Source organism: Merdibacter massiliensis, from assembly GCF_900155395.1.
In the GTDB taxonomy this organism is placed as follows: Bacteria; Bacillota_I; Bacilli_A; order Erysipelotrichales; family Erysipelotrichaceae; genus Merdibacter; species Merdibacter massiliensis.
Window position 1 is genome coordinate 141,422 of the sequence record NZ_LT699725.1, and the last position, 14,750, is coordinate 156,171.

General features: G+C 41.9%; 17 protein-coding genes. 4 read left to right on the plus strand and 13 right to left on the minus strand.

Annotated features, from left to right (window positions below):
- Positions 1-73 precede the first annotated feature (73 nt).
- From BQ9859_RS06295 to BQ9859_RS06355, 13 genes are all read right to left on the minus strand, one after another.
- Complete coding sequence (locus BQ9859_RS06295) at positions 74-577, minus strand: antirestriction protein ArdA (protein ID WP_074137156.1); 504 nt, start codon at positions 575-577, stop codon at positions 74-76.
- 17 nt (positions 578-594) lie between these two features.
- The gene (locus BQ9859_RS06300) at positions 595-1,092 is read right to left on the minus strand and encodes an antirestriction protein ArdA (RefSeq protein ID WP_075877384.1); all 498 of its coding nucleotides are present in this window, start codon (positions 1,090-1,092) and stop codon (positions 595-597) included.
- Positions 1,067-1,303: a hypothetical protein gene (locus BQ9859_RS06305; protein ID WP_060815474.1), complete on the minus strand. Its 237-nt coding sequence runs from the start codon at positions 1,301-1,303 to the stop codon at positions 1,067-1,069. Before BQ9859_RS06305 ends, BQ9859_RS06300 begins: the two co-directional genes overlap by 26 nt.
- A gap of 76 nt (positions 1,304-1,379) precedes the next feature.
- Positions 1,380-1,601: a hypothetical protein gene (locus BQ9859_RS06310; RefSeq protein WP_010817890.1), complete on the minus strand. Its 222-nt coding sequence runs from the start codon at positions 1,599-1,601 to the stop codon at positions 1,380-1,382.
- Positions 1,598-1,738 carry a DUF3789 domain-containing protein gene (locus BQ9859_RS06315; RefSeq protein WP_075877385.1) on the minus strand — a complete coding sequence of 47 codons (141 nt, stop codon included), beginning with the start codon at positions 1,736-1,738 and terminating at the stop codon, positions 1,598-1,600. Before BQ9859_RS06315 ends, BQ9859_RS06310 begins: the two co-directional genes overlap by 4 nt.
- Positions 1,739-1,753: 15 nt before the next feature.
- Positions 1,754-2,944, minus strand: a complete 1,191-nt coding sequence (mobT, locus tag BQ9859_RS06320; protein WP_083662724.1) for a MobT family relaxase — start codon at positions 2,942-2,944, stop codon at positions 1,754-1,756.
- 240 nt (positions 2,945-3,184) lie between these two features.
- Positions 3,185-3,592: a hypothetical protein gene (locus tag BQ9859_RS06325; protein ID WP_202613454.1), complete on the minus strand. Its 408-nt coding sequence runs from the start codon at positions 3,590-3,592 to the stop codon at positions 3,185-3,187.
- 2 nt (positions 3,593-3,594) lie between these two features.
- Complete coding sequence (locus BQ9859_RS06330) at positions 3,595-4,977, minus strand: FtsK/SpoIIIE domain-containing protein (protein WP_075877388.1); 1,383 nt, start codon at positions 4,975-4,977, stop codon at positions 3,595-3,597.
- A gap of 65 nt (positions 4,978-5,042) precedes the next feature.
- Entirely contained in the window at positions 5,043-5,303 is a 261-nt protein-coding gene (locus BQ9859_RS06335) for a helix-turn-helix domain-containing protein (protein WP_171020574.1), read from the minus strand.
- 13 nt (positions 5,304-5,316) lie between these two features.
- Entirely contained in the window at positions 5,317-5,973 is a 657-nt protein-coding gene (locus BQ9859_RS06340) for a GPP34 family phosphoprotein (RefSeq protein WP_075877389.1), read from the minus strand.
- Between the two features lie 81 nt (positions 5,974-6,054).
- Positions 6,055-6,441: a YdcP family protein gene (locus BQ9859_RS06345; RefSeq protein WP_075877390.1), complete on the minus strand. Its 387-nt coding sequence runs from the start codon at positions 6,439-6,441 to the stop codon at positions 6,055-6,057.
- Between the two features lie 15 nt (positions 6,442-6,456).
- Positions 6,457-6,783 (minus strand): YdcP family protein, encoded by a 327-nt coding sequence (locus tag BQ9859_RS06350; protein WP_022087958.1) that lies wholly within the window; start codon positions 6,781-6,783, stop codon positions 6,457-6,459.
- A gap of 191 nt (positions 6,784-6,974) precedes the next feature.
- On the minus strand, positions 6,975-10,019 hold the full coding sequence (locus BQ9859_RS06355; RefSeq protein WP_075877391.1) for an SrtB-anchored collagen-binding adhesin: 3,045 nt from the start codon (positions 10,017-10,019) through the stop codon (positions 6,975-6,977).
- 447 nt (positions 10,020-10,466) lie between these two features.
- On the opposite strand from BQ9859_RS06355, the gene BQ9859_RS06360 reads away from it, so the two are divergent.
- From BQ9859_RS06360 to BQ9859_RS06380, 4 genes are all read left to right on the plus strand, one after another.
- The gene (locus tag BQ9859_RS06360; protein ID WP_075877392.1) at positions 10,467-12,647 is read left to right on the plus strand and encodes a helicase HerA domain-containing protein; all 2,181 of its coding nucleotides are present in this window, start codon (positions 10,467-10,469) and stop codon (positions 12,645-12,647) included.
- 332 nt (positions 12,648-12,979) lie between these two features.
- Entirely contained in the window at positions 12,980-13,834 is an 855-nt protein-coding gene (locus tag BQ9859_RS06370; protein WP_075877394.1) for a replication-relaxation family protein, read from the plus strand.
- 83 nt (positions 13,835-13,917) lie between these two features.
- Positions 13,918-14,106 carry a type II toxin-antitoxin system HicA family toxin gene (locus tag BQ9859_RS06375; protein WP_075877395.1) on the plus strand — a complete coding sequence of 63 codons (189 nt, stop codon included), beginning with the start codon at positions 13,918-13,920 and terminating at the stop codon, positions 14,104-14,106.
- 54 nt (positions 14,107-14,160) lie between these two features.
- On the plus strand, positions 14,161-14,550 hold the full coding sequence (locus BQ9859_RS06380; RefSeq protein ID WP_075877396.1) for a type II toxin-antitoxin system HicB family antitoxin: 390 nt from the start codon (positions 14,161-14,163) through the stop codon (positions 14,548-14,550).
- Positions 14,551-14,750 lie beyond the last annotated feature (200 nt).

A 14,750-nucleotide genomic window follows, 5' to 3' on the forward strand; every position in this document is an offset into this window, starting at 1 on the left:
ACAGCCATTTTCAGACTGTCCTTGATAGAAAAAGCTGTCAGTAGCGACCTTGCCTGTCGCTGATCTGCCAGCTCTAATATGGTATCTCGCATATCCCACGGCTTGTTTCAATGAATGTCCCCTCTATGGACAAGTCCCTGCCGTATGCTTCATAGTCGATATAGTTCTGTAACGGTAGCGGTATCTGTCCCAATACCTGTAACTCATCAATGAAGTAATAGGCAACGTCGGTCATATCCTCGCAATTAGGATAATAATAAATCTCGTCCTTATGCTCGTAGACTTCTTCCAGACTTCCATAGTAGGAAACAAACTCGTCCAGAGCGTCCGTGATATAGTCGGGAAGCTCACAAATCATGTCGTACATCTCGTTGAGTTCTTGAATGGAGATATACTCCCCGATTTCAATGGGAAAGTTGTCGGTATCATGGACAGCGTATTCCTCATAATAGCTGTTCAGCCCGATACGCTCCGCAACATCTTCCTCGTCGATAGGGAAAGAGAACCAGTCCCCGACAAGTTCACCCTCATTGTACTTGCCAAGATTAGCGATATACACCCTCATGTCGTCCACCACAGGCACACACCTCTTTTCTACGGAAGCTCATAGATACCGTGGTCGGTTTCCACAAAGCGTCCGTTGTCGTCAAGGTACTGCCCGTAGGCTTCATAATCGAAATAGCGGATAACACTCTCACTAAGAGAAGTGAACGCTGGGTCGTTGTTCAGAATGTGGCGGGCAACGTCCGTCATGTTCCTGCACCATGAATAATGAATGATGTTGTTTCTGTATCGGTGCAGTTCGTCTAGGTCAGTGAAATAGCACATCAGCTCCCCGTAGTCCTCTTTCAAGTCAGAGGGCAGGCTTTCATAGGTATGGTACAGGTCGTCGAGTTTTTCAATGGTGGTATCTTCCTGCACTTCATCAGCAAAGGGAAACTCCTTGCCCGTGATGTAATAATAGTCTGTATCTACATCAATCCCCAGCAGTTCTTCCACCTGTTCCGTGTCGATAGGCAGGGTGAACCAAAAGGCTCGTATCTCGCCGTCTGTCGGCTCTCTGGCTTCAATCTGCACACGCATTTCTTCCATGTTTCATCACGTCCTTTCTTTGTAACGCTTCCTGTATGACGGTGTAAGGCACACCGAATACATAGCGTGAAAAATCTTCCAACTGTTTCTTAGGGTAGTCGGACAGGCAAAGGCGTTTCATCTCAAACCAGACCGCACGCTTGTAGTAGGGCAGGTCGGAGAGATACGGACACCCGATTTTTGCCTGCATATCCGTAAAAATATCTTTCAATCAACCACTCCAATCTGAAATTTGAGTATAGAAAAAGCGGTTGATCTCCAAAGGAGTAACCGCTTTTAACGATAGGCTACGCTCCAATGATACGGTTGAACAGCTCTAACAGCACGTCCTTGACACCGCCTGCATTGAATACCAGCCCGACGGCGATTAAGGCAATCACAAGGAAGCCGATTAACTTAGAAAACTCTCTCTTAAATCCTAAGTAGATACCGATTACCACGATTGCCATAAGCACCAAGCTCTGGGCGTTGCTTAAAAACCAGTTGTATAAGTTCTGTCCGAAATTCATTCTTTATCAATCCTTTCTTTCTTGATTTCTTCCATTTGTTCGTCAGCCATTTTGCTGACCTGTGCGATACTCATAAGTACGACACCGATACCCATTCCCAGCGATACCAGCACCAAATCCTTGACAAGTTCTGCCATAATCTCAATTCTCCTTTATTCTGTGATAAGCTCCTCTGTGTCCGCTGTCTGCTGTCGGATTATCTGCAAGTGCTTTTCCGTCAGCTTTGCGTTGTCCTCAATCTCTTTCAGATAGCTCGTACTGTTGCCAGCGTCTATCTTTTTCAGCATTTTTAAGGTCGGGGCAACCTGTCGGCTTATCCAGCCCAGCGTCCTTTCCAATGTGTAAGGCTCTGGGTCTGTCGTCAGCTTGACAGGCGGGCGGTCTTTCCCGATAAACCACGCCCAGCGGTCATTGAGCTTCCAGTCTGTCTTTCGCTTCTCTGGCTCTCTGTCCACGAAGCGGATATAGTGATTGATGATAGAAAATGCCGTCTGTTCTGCGTCATAATGGGTCAGCAGTTCACGGACGGCATAATAGGCTCTTTCATCTTTCAGTCGTATCTCGAAGCGGTTCTTTATGGGTGCTTCCTCAAGCGGTATTCCCAGCTTTGCGTACTGCTCGTAGTTCTTCTCATAACAGCAGAAGTAGACTTCCGATTTCAGAGAGCCGATATACAGCGTGTGTCCCATGCCCGCCTTGTCCTGCTCGTTGTGCTTCACCAGCTCGCCCGAAGCATAGGACTTGAAAGAACGGAACAGGGAAACACATTCCTCACGGTTGCATTTGGCGGTCAGATCTGGAATATCCAGTATGCCCGCCCTGTCATTAATCGCAAGGTCAAGGCGTTTCATCACACCGCCCTCAACCAGAGCGTCCATGAGGAAGTCATACCAGCTACGCCCCTGTGCCACCAGATAGCTTTCAAACTGGCGACAGCCTTTGCCTTTCAGCTCCAGAAGCGTGCCTTTTTCCTCGTCCTGTGAAGTGTAGACGAACACATCACCCAGATAGTAATGCTCTGTGTATTTGTAGTGTCCGTAGTCCTCATGGAGCATATAGTCAATGTTGAGCTTCAATATATCTCTGATAACGTGCTGTATATCCAGCGTGGGGAAACGGATACGCACATAGTCGAACAGCAGGAACATGGGAGCGTCGGGATTGAATTTCTCGACCGCTTCCATGAGCTTTTCCTGCATATCGTCCGTGAGCTTGACCTTTCCCGCTTCGATACGGTTCAAGTGTTCACGGCTAACATTAGCCATGATTGCAAGCCTTGTCTGGGACACGCCGTAAGATAGGCGTTTCTCTTTCAAGGCGGTGATAAAGGTGCTTTCATTCAGCCTGCATACCCCCAATCGTGAAAGTGTGATATTTTCCGCCGATTGTCACAGTCGGTCAGTAGTTTCAGAAAACCCTTATGCCAAGCGGGATTTCCAGACTTTTTGACCGTAGTTTCCAGCGGAATTGTGCCCCTCTGTTAGATACCGAGGGGCTTCTTTCGTGGAGCAGGGCAAGCCCTGCTCCACAGGACGGCTTGCACGGTCTGGGTCGCTTCGCTGACCGTTCCAGCCGTCAGTGGTTCAGCCTATCCTTGTCATGCCCGTATAAACTACGATACAATCGGTATCTCTTGAAAGGCATTTTCTGGCTATATCCTTGTCAATCTCGTATTCACGGCATACCTGTCTGAAATGCTCCCTGTCCATGACAAGAAACGTATAGCGGAAAAGACAGCCCAGCAGGTTCGCCATGTGTGCGGGAAGCTCCACGGAAAACAGCAACGGCATTTCCAGATAATCCTCCGCCAAATCTTCCAATAAATCCGACATTCTCTCATGGAAAAGTGTTTCTGGATAGTCGTCGTCCTGTTTATAATCACTGTCTGCCGTAAAAGCTAAATCGGACAGGAATTTTCCATATCCCAATCCGATACAGGTAAGTACACTGTCGGTACATTCTGGTTCATAATGGATTTCCAAATATCCCATAATCATTCAATCTCCTTTTGTTTCTCTGGTACGGCTTGCCTTGCCAGTGCAAGAGAGCCGATAGTCTGTAAAAAATCATGCCCCTTTGGTACAAGGGGAGTGTAAAATTCCGATATGACGCTCGTACCTACGTCACAATAACCACGTCCTTTGATACGCTTCTGGAAGAACTGTTTCTTTACGTCGCTTCCAAAAAGCATACCGTAGCCTAGCTCGCTGATACGTCCCAAACCCACACGGAAGTTGAAGTTATCTCTGATACCGTCGCTGAAATACTTTGCGTCGGGACGCTGGCAGGCGACAATAAGAAAATAGCCCGCCTGTCTGCCAAGCATGACGATTTTCTTTAGCTGGCTTAAAAGGCTCATGCTTTCCTTTGTCCCCAGCATTTCCAAGAACGCCACATACTCGTCAAAGATAAGGAAGCAGGGCGGTAAGCCCAGATAGGCATAGTTCTCGCCCGTCTTGTAGGCTGGGTGGTGTTTCATTTCTTCGCTCCTTGCCACCATGCCCTCATAGAACGCATTGACACATTCAATCATATCTTCTTTGGTGTGGTACACGTTGTCCATGACCGTACCCAAGTCCGCAAGGTCAGCGTTCTTAGGGTCTAAGATGAAAAGCTGGGCGTTGGTCTGCAAGAGGGCTTCAATGATTGTCAGCAGGAAATAGGTCTTTCCACCGCCAGTCCCGCCACAGATAAGGGCGTGAGGGAGTATGTCGTATTCCCATGTGAGGTTCTTCATCAGACGCAAGCCCCCGTTTTCAGCTTTTACCTCGTCAATCGTGATACGGTTTGCTATCATGTCATAGAGCAGGGTGTACTCGATATAGCCGTCATGGAGCGTCTTGTCGGTCAGCTCACAGTACAGCCCGCTTTCCAGCTTATCTTCCAGTCTAAGGAGCTGGTCTTGATACTTCCCTAAAGAGATTTCACAGCGGATATGGAGCAAGCCCGTTTCCATTTGATAATAGATTTTAGGAAACCAGACGATTTTTTCCCTTGATCTGCTCTGCAGGTCAGTGAAAAAACCGCTGTCCTGTACGGTCTGTGCTTCATACCACTTATTGTCCAATATCATGCGTGCCAGCTTTTGACGGTGTAATAGCTTCTTGAAGCGGTCATGGAAGAAGCGGTAATAAAGAAAAGCGACCAATGCACAGGCAAAAGTCGCTATCCCTATGGTTATGAAGTTGTATGTGGAAAGCGTCACGTCATTATCAAGCAGGCTGAAATGCTCCCAATCGGTACGCATGAGCTGTCCCATGTTCAGTAGCAGGAGAACCGCCACGAACAGAAATAGGAGCGTACCTACGCAGAAGCGGTACACAAGGTTCTTGTCGCTGGCTCTGATACGCTTTCCCTTGTATTTTAAAATATTCATAAACACCCCTTTCTGGATATGGAAAAAGCGGTCAATCGTAAAGACTAACCGCTTTTGTAATTACTTTAATCGATTTTTAATATGGCTTTAATTTCTGGAATAGTTTTCTTTTGCTCACGCAATTCTTTGATGTAGAAAATTCGTTCCATACTTTCCACACGTTTATAACGTCTTGTCAGATTTTCTTCCGCTTGCTCAAAAGGGAGCATACCTTCTTCCGTATAGAACTTTAATGTACTGTATCTTACATCTGTGAGCCTTACTAATTCACCGATAGTTACATACTCTGAATTTTTTATTACCTCCATACTTCTTTGCCTAGACATATGAACTTCTCCATTAGCTATAAGCTACGATTAAAACATTCATCATTGTAATCATGTATTCCACATTATTCACCATATCTTTAATTGATTTTCCTGTATCAGAATTTGTTATTTCTTTTAATTTCTTCTTAATCTCTTTTTGTTCATATTCAGAAAAATAGGTTTTTAACACCTTGCTCTTATCTAAGAGGATAATCAGCGAAGCAATATCTTCCGTAACTTCAACATCTTCTAAAAATTCTGCCCTTATCATATCAACAACATAATGAACAGCATTTGCATTTGGAATATAGGCATTTTTATTTCCGAATATGCCTGTACGGGTAACTTCAACCAAACCTAAATCTTTTAAAGAAGCACCAATGGTATTAACAAGTTCATAGCCTCTATCCTTAAATGAATAGTTATATGCTTCTAATATTTTTTCCAGTTTTACAGGTTTTTGCTGATTTACAAAATCATATAGAGGTTTTAAATAAAGCTTTTCGTCTGGAAGATTATTCGTCACAGTGACTCTCTTTTTATCAATTTTAATACAGTCCTCTAATTGCAATTCTAATAAACCAGACGCTATAAGGCAAATCAACTTCTCTGAACCAAATCCAGAAATTTTCCCTTTGGAATTTACCGCACAAATCAAATACTCTTGTGTAATAGATAAATCTTTCATTTTGAGTTCTCCTTTCTAGTTACTACTTATTACTTACGATTTAATATTACACTATCGTATGCGGTTAGTCAAGAGAATGTGTTATTTTTTCTGTTGTCCCTGCGGAGCGTGGTTCTGCGGATTGCCTGCGGACTGACCGCCTTTATTTTTCAGCACAATGTCGTCTGCCTTGATGTACCACTCCACGTCTGCCCCTCGGTAGTTGGCGTTAGCCACCGTATCGGCAACAGGATTGATAAGCTCCACCTCGGCATTGTACGGGTAGTCCTTGACAGGGATTTCCGCTGGGATAGATACCTGTATCGTGCGTTCCTGCTGACTACACTTCAAGTCATAGGTTCTACGCTTGATTTCTTCGCTGGTTGTCCCGTCCTCATTCTCCACACGCACCTCATGTCTTAATGCGGAGAACTTCAATACTCCGAAAGTCTTTTCCTTATCTAATACAATTCCATTCGCTAATCTCATAATCTGATACCCCCTTTACTTGCTTTCCTCGGCTGGAAGCATATCATCAGCCGTTAAGATATAGTTTGTGTAGCCACGACCTCGCACGTTCTTTCCCTCGGCGGTAATCTTAGGATTGATGAGCTTGACTTTTTGCTCATACTTGAAACGCTTTTCACCAGCCTTTGCGGGAAGCACCACGATAATGTCGTCGGCTCTCTGAATGTCGGAATACAGGTTATAGCTTCTCGTCACGGGAACAAAGCGACCATTGACACGCTGTTGCTCCACCTCATTTTCTCCTGCAAACTCCAAATTTCCAAAAGTCTGTGCCATATCAGGCACAATATATTTCAATTTCATGTGTTCATACCTCATTTCTTTCTGTGATTGATATGTGGGGAGCTACACTCCCCACGCCCCTAGTGGACTGTTCTTTTCCGTTGATCTGCAAGCAGAAGAACAGAAAAGGAACAGTTTCGATTTTCTTTTCCTGTTACAAGTCCATACGGCGGGGAACGTGATTTCTTCATCATCATAAGCAGACCACCCGATTAGGAACGTCTACGCTTGAAGAAGTATGTTCCTGCCACGCCTGCGCCAGAGAGAACAAGAAGCCCTAAAAATAAGGCAATGTTTGTATTATCGCCTGTCTTTGGAGCGTCGCTTGTTTTGGTCGGTGTATCTGGTGTGGTCGGCTGTTCCGGCTCTGTTGGTTCTTCCGGCGTTTCTGGTACTTCTGTGATTGTCACAGTCTGCCCGTCATCCTCAATGTCCTTATGCTCTGTAACCTTAGTCGGCTCGTCTGGATTGCTCAAATCGTATAATTCCTCAAAGGTCACAAGCTCTTTCCCGCCAAGCTCGGAAGCGTCGAATGTAAAGGCAATCTGTACTTCCATACTTTCACTGTCGGCGGTAAAAGTATAGTCATTCTCGACACGCTCTCCGTTGATGATAAGCTCTGCGTTTTCGTCCTTAATCATCTGCCAGCCTTTGAGCTGATACTTTGTGCCGATTTCCAAGCCGTCAAGGGTCACGGTATCAATGATTGTCACGTCTTTTCCAGCTTCAATCTCTTTCTTTCCGTCCTCGCTGGTCGCTGTGGTATGAATAGAGATGATACGCTCCGTGATAAGAACCGTCTGTCCCTCGTCGTCAATGTCCTTGTGTCCAGCCACCTTTACAGGCTCGTCCTCATTGGAAAGGTCGTAAAGTTCCTCAAAGGTCACAAGGTTCTTGCCACCTAAATCAGACGCATTGAATGTATAGGAAATTTCCACTTTCATTTCTTCATCATCAGCAGTAAAGGTATAGCTGTTCTCTACACGCTGTCCGTCGATAAGAAGCTCGGCGTTTTCCTCTTTCAACATCTGCCAGCCTTTCAACTGATACTTTGTTCCTTTTTCCAGTCCGTCCAGCGTAACCGTGTCAACGATTGTTACCTCTTTACCAGCCACGATAGACTTCTCGCCGTCCTTGCCTGTGGCTGTGGTATGGATAGAGATTTCTTTCTCGTATTCATCAGTAAGTGTCCCTAAGTCAACAGTCACATTGTTTCTGGACACCACGATTTCAAAGGCAGGGATAAGCTCAAAGCCTTTGTTGCTCTCACAGCGTAATTCCTCAATGATATAGGTATCGTAAATCAAAGCACCTTTGCTGTCGTCTGGCTCACTTATTCCAAACCAGATACCGTCCTCGCTGGTCTTTCCTGCGTTGGTGTTGTTCTTATGGGAAGCCCAGTCAGAAGAAGTGGAGAACTGCCCGTTATCATCAGTTACGATAATGTGGCTCTCACCTGTGGTCTTGCTGGTGATCCTAAACGGAACTCCCGCAAGACGCTGGTGTGTGCCAGCACCAATCTTGACACCCTCTAGGTCGCCACGCTTCACTTGATTGTAGATTGATGTGTCTGTCCCTGTAAGGTCAACGATTTTTCCGTCCTCTGTGATTTCAAATTCAATCGGTTCTGCGCCGTCCGTCAGATAGCCCTCTGGTGCTTTGCTTTCCTCAATACGGTATTTCCCGTAAGGGAGTAAATCAGCAGAAGTAGAAGCCACGCCCTCAATGTCGGTAAGGATTGTCTTTACCACTTCGCCTTTATTGTAGAGCTTGCCCTCGACAAGTACGGCGTTGTCATTTAAGGAAATGATTTCAAATTCAGCGTCTTTCAAGGTCGCACTTCCTTGACCTTTGGTATCGCTGGTTTCCAAATCTCTTTTCTGGATTTTCACACCGCCACGGATAACCTTGTCTGATACATGGTACTGATTGCTTCCAGACAATACGGCAATGTCGCCGTCCTCGGTAATCTGTGTAAGGTACATTCCTTTCATCTGTTCTTCGCTACCGTTTGCCTGCATATACGCACCGTCAAGAAGATAGCCGTTAGGAGCTTTCGTTTCCTCAACGGTCAGTGTTCCTAAAGGAAGCACGTTCTTACCGTTCTGTGTATAGAAGCTGTCCCCAGATACCTTGTATTCATCAGAAAGGCGGGAAACGTAATGGATAGTGCCGTCGCCGTCCTTTTCAGCGATTGTCTTTGTCACCCATGTTTTGGTAGGCTCGCTAGGGAGATTGTCAGCGGTATAGTGTCCCGCATAGAATTTCCATGTGAACTCCGCACCCTCTAGGGAAGCGTCGCCCTGTGGAGCGTCTTTCTGTGTTTCCATGTCAATCTTGAAAAGCTCGATAAGTGTATCTGTGACCTTTGGCGTATCTGATACATTAAATGTCGCTGTTTTGCCAGCTTCCACATTTAAGGAATAGACAGTGCTGTCCACCTTATAGCCAGCAGGAGCAGAAAGCTCTTTGATGTAGACTGTGCCAGCCTTTACTTCCACGGTATCAGTATTTCCGCTATTATCAGTTGTAAGGGTGGCAAGCTGTTTCGTACAGTCCTTATCAGAATAGACACCATAAGTCGCACCAGCGATAGAGTAAAGCCCGTTTCCGTCGGTAATGCTGGTATTACTGGAAGTCTTTTTAAGGGTGGCATTTCCTACGGCAAGTTTCGCCCAGAACTGTCCAATGTCCTGTCCCTCACCAGAATAGATGTAACCACCACATGCATAGCGTCCCTTGTTCTCGCTGGCAAAGGCTTTCGCCCCAGAGTAAACCTCGTCCTGTATCGCTTTTGGGATTTCATCATAGGAAGCTCTGACGTTATCGCATTGCCAGCCCAGATGAACACTCAATCTCTGCCATACGACGCACTGTTTCAAAAGATAGATATGCTGACTGCTCAATCCGCTGTGGCTCTGCACATACTGATTAACATACTCGATTGAGAGGGCAACATCTGAAATCTGTTCGTAGCTCATGCGTGTGCTTGCGTCGGCTCTGGTCTTGTAGCCATTGCGGAAGTTGGTGTTAATATCCACGCAGAAAGCGTCCTCGCCCTCAACGGTCATGTGTCCCTCATTGAATGTCGAACCGATAGAACCGTCATTCATCACTTTTTCAACGATACCGACACGCTCGGCACTTTCTGTCCAGTATTGCTTCTCGGAAGCGTGGACTGCCGTTGTCGGCAAAGCGGTAACGATAGTCGCAAAGGCAAGGAAGCCCGTGGCTAATCGCTTCAATATCTTTTTCATAGCTTTTAAAATTCTCCTTTCGTTTGGATATAGAAAAAGCCGTCCATTTCTGAACGGCTGGAAATAGAAAAGGAACGTCAATATCGGCGTTCCATAATCTACTTGCGATATTCAATTTTTAGTTTATCAATACTGATGTGCTGTACCATATCTTTGCAAATCTGGGATTTCTAACGTATCAAGGCTCATTCAATGGTAGTAAAATCGTAGTAATTTGAAGTATTTCAACCCTTGAAAATGCTGATAGATACAGTGTTTTAGCGGACAATCAGATTTTTAGTTGTTTATTATATAAATAAAATCCTATCCATATGATGTGCTTTTTTAACAGAGCAAACTACCCATTTATACGACCCTTAAAATGCCTAAATATATCTTATTCATAATGTAATTAATACATATAAAAAATAAATATTCTATTCATCTATTAGTAAAGGAAGTGAAAAAATGTTATATCAAATTCTACCCCGTTATGATTATCGATTCCAAGATGAACCGATGAGGATGTTGTTGAAGACATTAGCATCTCCACGTCGTATTGATTCAGTTATAGACGGTTTTAAAAAGCTGTTTGATCCAAGTCAAGGTACATTGGATTATCAATTCATCATTGATTGTGACGGAGAGAAAAATAGTAAAGGTATGATTTCATTTTATATGCGTACATCTAATCGAAATGCGCCACTCTTGTTAAATTCATTACAAAACATGTTTCAAGAAAAAGCAGACGTTTTCGAAGCACAAAATAAATTGGAAACCTATCATACTGTACACACACTTTATTTGGATGAAAATCCTAGTAAAGATGAAAAGGAAATAAAAAAATTAGCAACCTTTGTGAATGATCAAGCATTTCTATTTATATTAGGAACAATGAAAAAAAAGACACGTATCACCATTGATTTTAGCATCAATAGAAATGGCTTTGTAAATAAAAGCATGTTTCGAGGAGTCAATACTGATGTATCTGCAGAAGTAATGATCAAAGTTTCTGCAAAAACAAAATATCAACGAAACGAAATTATGGAAATCAGCAATACCATACAATCACTGACTGCTGGAGAAAGAACATTTAAAATTCGCTATCGAGATGTTTATCGGTTGAGTAAGATCTCCGGTGCAGAATTAATGAATATTATGCAATTTCCTACCTTTTATCAAAAACCTATAGACTTAGATGTGCTGCTCCGCATACATAAATTGGAAGTTGGACAAAGGACATTGAAGAAAGAAGAACTATCTGCAGGCGTATGTTGTGGTCGAGTCTATCATCCATTACAAGATCGTGAAGTATATCTTTCTGAACGCCAGTTACGAAAGCATGCGTTTATCACGGGGAAAACCGGATCTGGAAAATCTAGCGTGGCGGAAGAAATGGCAAGGAACTTGTTGGAACGTAATGCAAAAGGACAAAAAAATGTTCCTGGTTTTACTTTTTTTGATCCTGCAGAAACAAGTGTATTAGGTGTGATCGATATGATGTTGAAATTAGAATCAGACGGATATGATATCAGTGAACTGAAAGATAAAATACATTATATTGATTTTTCCTATGAAGAATGTATTTTTCCAATCTCTTTGTTAAATAAAGATGTACCAGTAACAGAGATATTAGATTATTTTCGTTCATTATTTGGGGATTTAAATACAATACAAGTAGATCGTATGATCACATCAGCGATACGTGCTCTTTTACTTGATAATCAAGAGCATACCATTCAAGATATTTCAAAATTGTTTCAAGAAGAAAACTATCGAGAAATCTTAAAAGAAAAACTAAGCGGTAATCTGTATGCTGAAGAATCTAGAGCTTTTCTTGCCAGAAAGTTCAATAGTAGTCAAATTGATCCGATACTGAATCGAACGGATCCATTCTTGAACACGCCACAAAAAAAATTGATGTTTGGATTACATAGCAGATATGATGGTTTGCGAAAAATAACGCAATGGATTGATCAAGGGCATATCATTTTATTTAATTTAAAAGGGTTGAATGATAATGATCGTCGCATCGTATTAGGATACATTATATTAAAATATTATCTGATTGGATTAAAACGAGCAGATAATGCATTACTTCATATGGTATTTATGGATGAAGCTCATAAAACGCAATTTTCGATCTTGCAAAAGTGGGTGGCTGAACTTCGTAAATCTGGATTGGCATTAGTACCTATGACACAGTATCTTGAACAATTCGATCAAGGATTTTTAAAGGCATTGTTAGGGAACGTCGATACAAAACTAACATTTCGACAAGGTGATGATGCAGCACGTCGATTAGTATTAGATATGCCAGGCAACATAGATCGAGAGGCATTAAAAAGGTTACCGGATTGTGTTGGATATGTTTCTACAGAAGATAATCGTGAAAATAAATCTGTAATTATAAAGGTGCGACCACCATATCGTTATACTAATGGAAAACTTGTAAACTATATGGATGAGCAGGCAAATAGAAAAAATGCAGAAAAAAACAGGGAAGAGGCTAGAAAGCTAATGAGGAGAGATTTCATGAGCAAAGAAGAGGCGGAGCAAATTGTTTTTCGTAAACAATATGCAAAGGTCGCACGATTACAGGAGGAAGAAGAATTACTAGAGGAAGGAGATGCTTCATGGGACGTATAAGATATATCTTATTTCATGTATCAAAGATGTTGCCAAAACAGCATAGACGTCCGATTATATTAATATCATCTTTGTTAGGGTTAATTGTTTTCTACAATGTATTATATTCGTTGACAAGATCGTCTTATCTAATGATTTTGAAAAGTGGCTTTTTAGAACTAATTAGTCCGTTAAATGATACGAGACAAATTGTCATTGTTATACTTTTATTCTTCTTGGTGTTAGGATGGTCTAGCTGGAAATATTATAAGTATATTCAAACAGCAATAAATATGGGATATGTTATTTTGTTAATATTAGCTATACTGCCATATTGCATAGGGTTATAGTTTATGGGAAATAAGAATAAACCGATGATCTTGGAAGATGATTTTGATTTGTTTCGTAGAATAGCAAAACATGGTTTTGTTGATTTTGAATATATATACAGATTTACATATAAAGGTAAAAAAAAGAGAACAATCGATGAGCGTATCCGGCAATTTGAGCTACATAATTATCTAATGGTGAATAGAACATTTATTCCTCCAGGTTATACAGCCAGTTATCGAGTAGGATATCGAATTGTTACGCTTGCAAAAAATGGGTTAGAAGTTTTGAAAGGCAGCGGCATCGAGGCGGAAGATCGAACTCGCTCAATTATCAATGGTAGTCCGTATCGTATGTATCATCAGGTACAAGTAGCTACGGTTTGTGACTGTCTGCAAGAAAGTTATGAGAAATCAGTTCAAACAAATTGGGAATTGATAAGAATATTGAATGAGAAAGAAGCATATATGGAAGATAGCCTCAATCAACCAGATGCATTATTGATTTTCCGTCAAAAGGAAAAAGATACTTCACCAGTTGTTTTAGTTTTTTTAGAGTTGGAACGCAGCTATGCAAGTGAGGCATCCTTGAAGAGAAAAATTAAAGGATATAAATTATCCATAGAAGATCAATTATATTTACAGAAATTTAATATAAAGGCATTTGACCAACGAATATTATTTGTTGCACAAACGGATGCTCAAAAGGGAGCTTTGCTGGAGAAATTGAAGATTCTCGATTTAGGAGGATTACATGTTCTATTAGCGGGTTATCAAGAGGTGTCTTATGATCCGTTAGACTCAATCTATATAACGAAGGATTCTGAGGAAAAAATTAAGTTGTTGAGTAATATGAAAAATATAATGAATAAAAATTAGGAGGATAATACAGATGATGATAATTAACAGCTTGACAGTGTGTATAAATACACATTATAATATAGGTGGTCGGAGGTGATGATATGCCAATGACTCCAAAACAGATGGTGAAATTGTTAAAACAAAATGGGTTTCGACAGATACGTTCATGTGGATCCCATGTTCAATTTTACAATGACATTACTGGGAAGAGGACGACGGTGGCTATGCACTGCAAAGACCTGCCAAAAGGAACTGAGCGCAAGATTTTGAAAGATGCAGGGCTTCTTTAGGTCTGCGCTTAGACCTTTTGCATAGTATATTATCAAAAGAGAGGAGCGATTACGATGAAATATCATTATCCAGCTGTATTTCTCTGCGAGAGTGATGGAATTACTGTAACTTTTCCGGATTTTCCTTACTTGGTAACCTGTGGAACAACTTTAGAGGAAGCATGTGAGAAAGCAGAAGAATGTTTAGGAATGGGAATCACAGATTATATTCAAGAGAATCAAGATTTACCTAATATGACGCCATTACAAGATATTGCCTTAGAAAAGAATGAATCCGTTGTAATCGTTAGCGTAGATTTGGATGAATGGCTGCGAGAATTTGGCAATAAATCTGTACGCAGAAATATTACGTTGCCACAATGGATGGATCAACTAGCTACAAAGAGAAAAATTAATGTATCAAAAGTGTGTCAAGAGGCATTACGAAAGGTGCTGAAAGTATAGATGAGTATTCATGAATCTAACACTATTAAAAGAGAGGGTGATTTTTGTGTAGTATCCCTCTCTTTTTTGATGCATGATTTAATAGAAATAATATGATTTTAATTTGTCATTTCTGAAATTAAAGACGAAGATTGCTATAAGTACTTTTGAATGAAAGGAAGTGCTGATATGAAAATTAAAATTGTGATTATTATTAGACG

Excerpts from the sequence above, each read along its gene's own strand:
- BQ9859_RS06300 (WP_075877384.1), bottom strand. The coding sequence starts at position 1,092 with ATGGAAGAAATGCGTGTGCAGATTGAAGCCAGAGAGCCGACAGACGGC.
- BQ9859_RS06310 (WP_010817890.1), bottom strand. The coding sequence starts at position 1,601 with ATGAATTTCGGACAGAACTTATACAACTGGTTTTTAAGCAACGCCCAG.
- BQ9859_RS06315 (WP_075877385.1), bottom strand. The coding sequence starts at position 1,738 with ATGGCAGAACTTGTCAAGGATTTGGTGCTGGTATCGCTGGGAATGGGT.
- BQ9859_RS06325 (WP_202613454.1), bottom strand. The coding sequence starts at position 3,592 with ATGGGATATTTGGAAATCCATTATGAACCAGAATGTACCGACAGTGTA.
- BQ9859_RS06330 (WP_075877388.1), bottom strand. The coding sequence starts at position 4,977 with ATGAATATTTTAAAATACAAGGGAAAGCGTATCAGAGCCAGCGACAAG.
- BQ9859_RS06335 (WP_171020574.1), bottom strand. The coding sequence starts at position 5,303 with ATGTCTAGGCAAAGAAGTATGGAGGTAATAAAAAATTCAGAGTATGTA.
- BQ9859_RS06340 (WP_075877389.1), bottom strand. The coding sequence starts at position 5,973 with ATGAAAGATTTATCTATTACACAAGAGTATTTGATTTGTGCGGTAAAT.
- BQ9859_RS06345 (WP_075877390.1), bottom strand. The coding sequence starts at position 6,441 with ATGAGATTAGCGAATGGAATTGTATTAGATAAGGAAAAGACTTTCGGA.
- BQ9859_RS06350 (WP_022087958.1), bottom strand. The coding sequence starts at position 6,783 with ATGAAATTGAAATATATTGTGCCTGATATGGCACAGACTTTTGGAAAT.
- BQ9859_RS06355 (WP_075877391.1), bottom strand. The coding sequence starts at position 10,019 with ATGAAAAAGATATTGAAGCGATTAGCCACGGGCTTCCTTGCCTTTGCG.
- BQ9859_RS06360 (WP_075877392.1), top strand. The coding sequence starts at position 10,467 with ATGTTATATCAAATTCTACCCCGTTATGATTATCGATTCCAAGATGAA.
- BQ9859_RS06370 (WP_075877394.1), top strand. The coding sequence starts at position 12,980 with ATGGGAAATAAGAATAAACCGATGATCTTGGAAGATGATTTTGATTTG.
- BQ9859_RS06375 (WP_075877395.1), top strand. The coding sequence starts at position 13,918 with ATGCCAATGACTCCAAAACAGATGGTGAAATTGTTAAAACAAAATGGG.
- BQ9859_RS06380 (WP_075877396.1), top strand. The coding sequence starts at position 14,161 with ATGAAATATCATTATCCAGCTGTATTTCTCTGCGAGAGTGATGGAATT.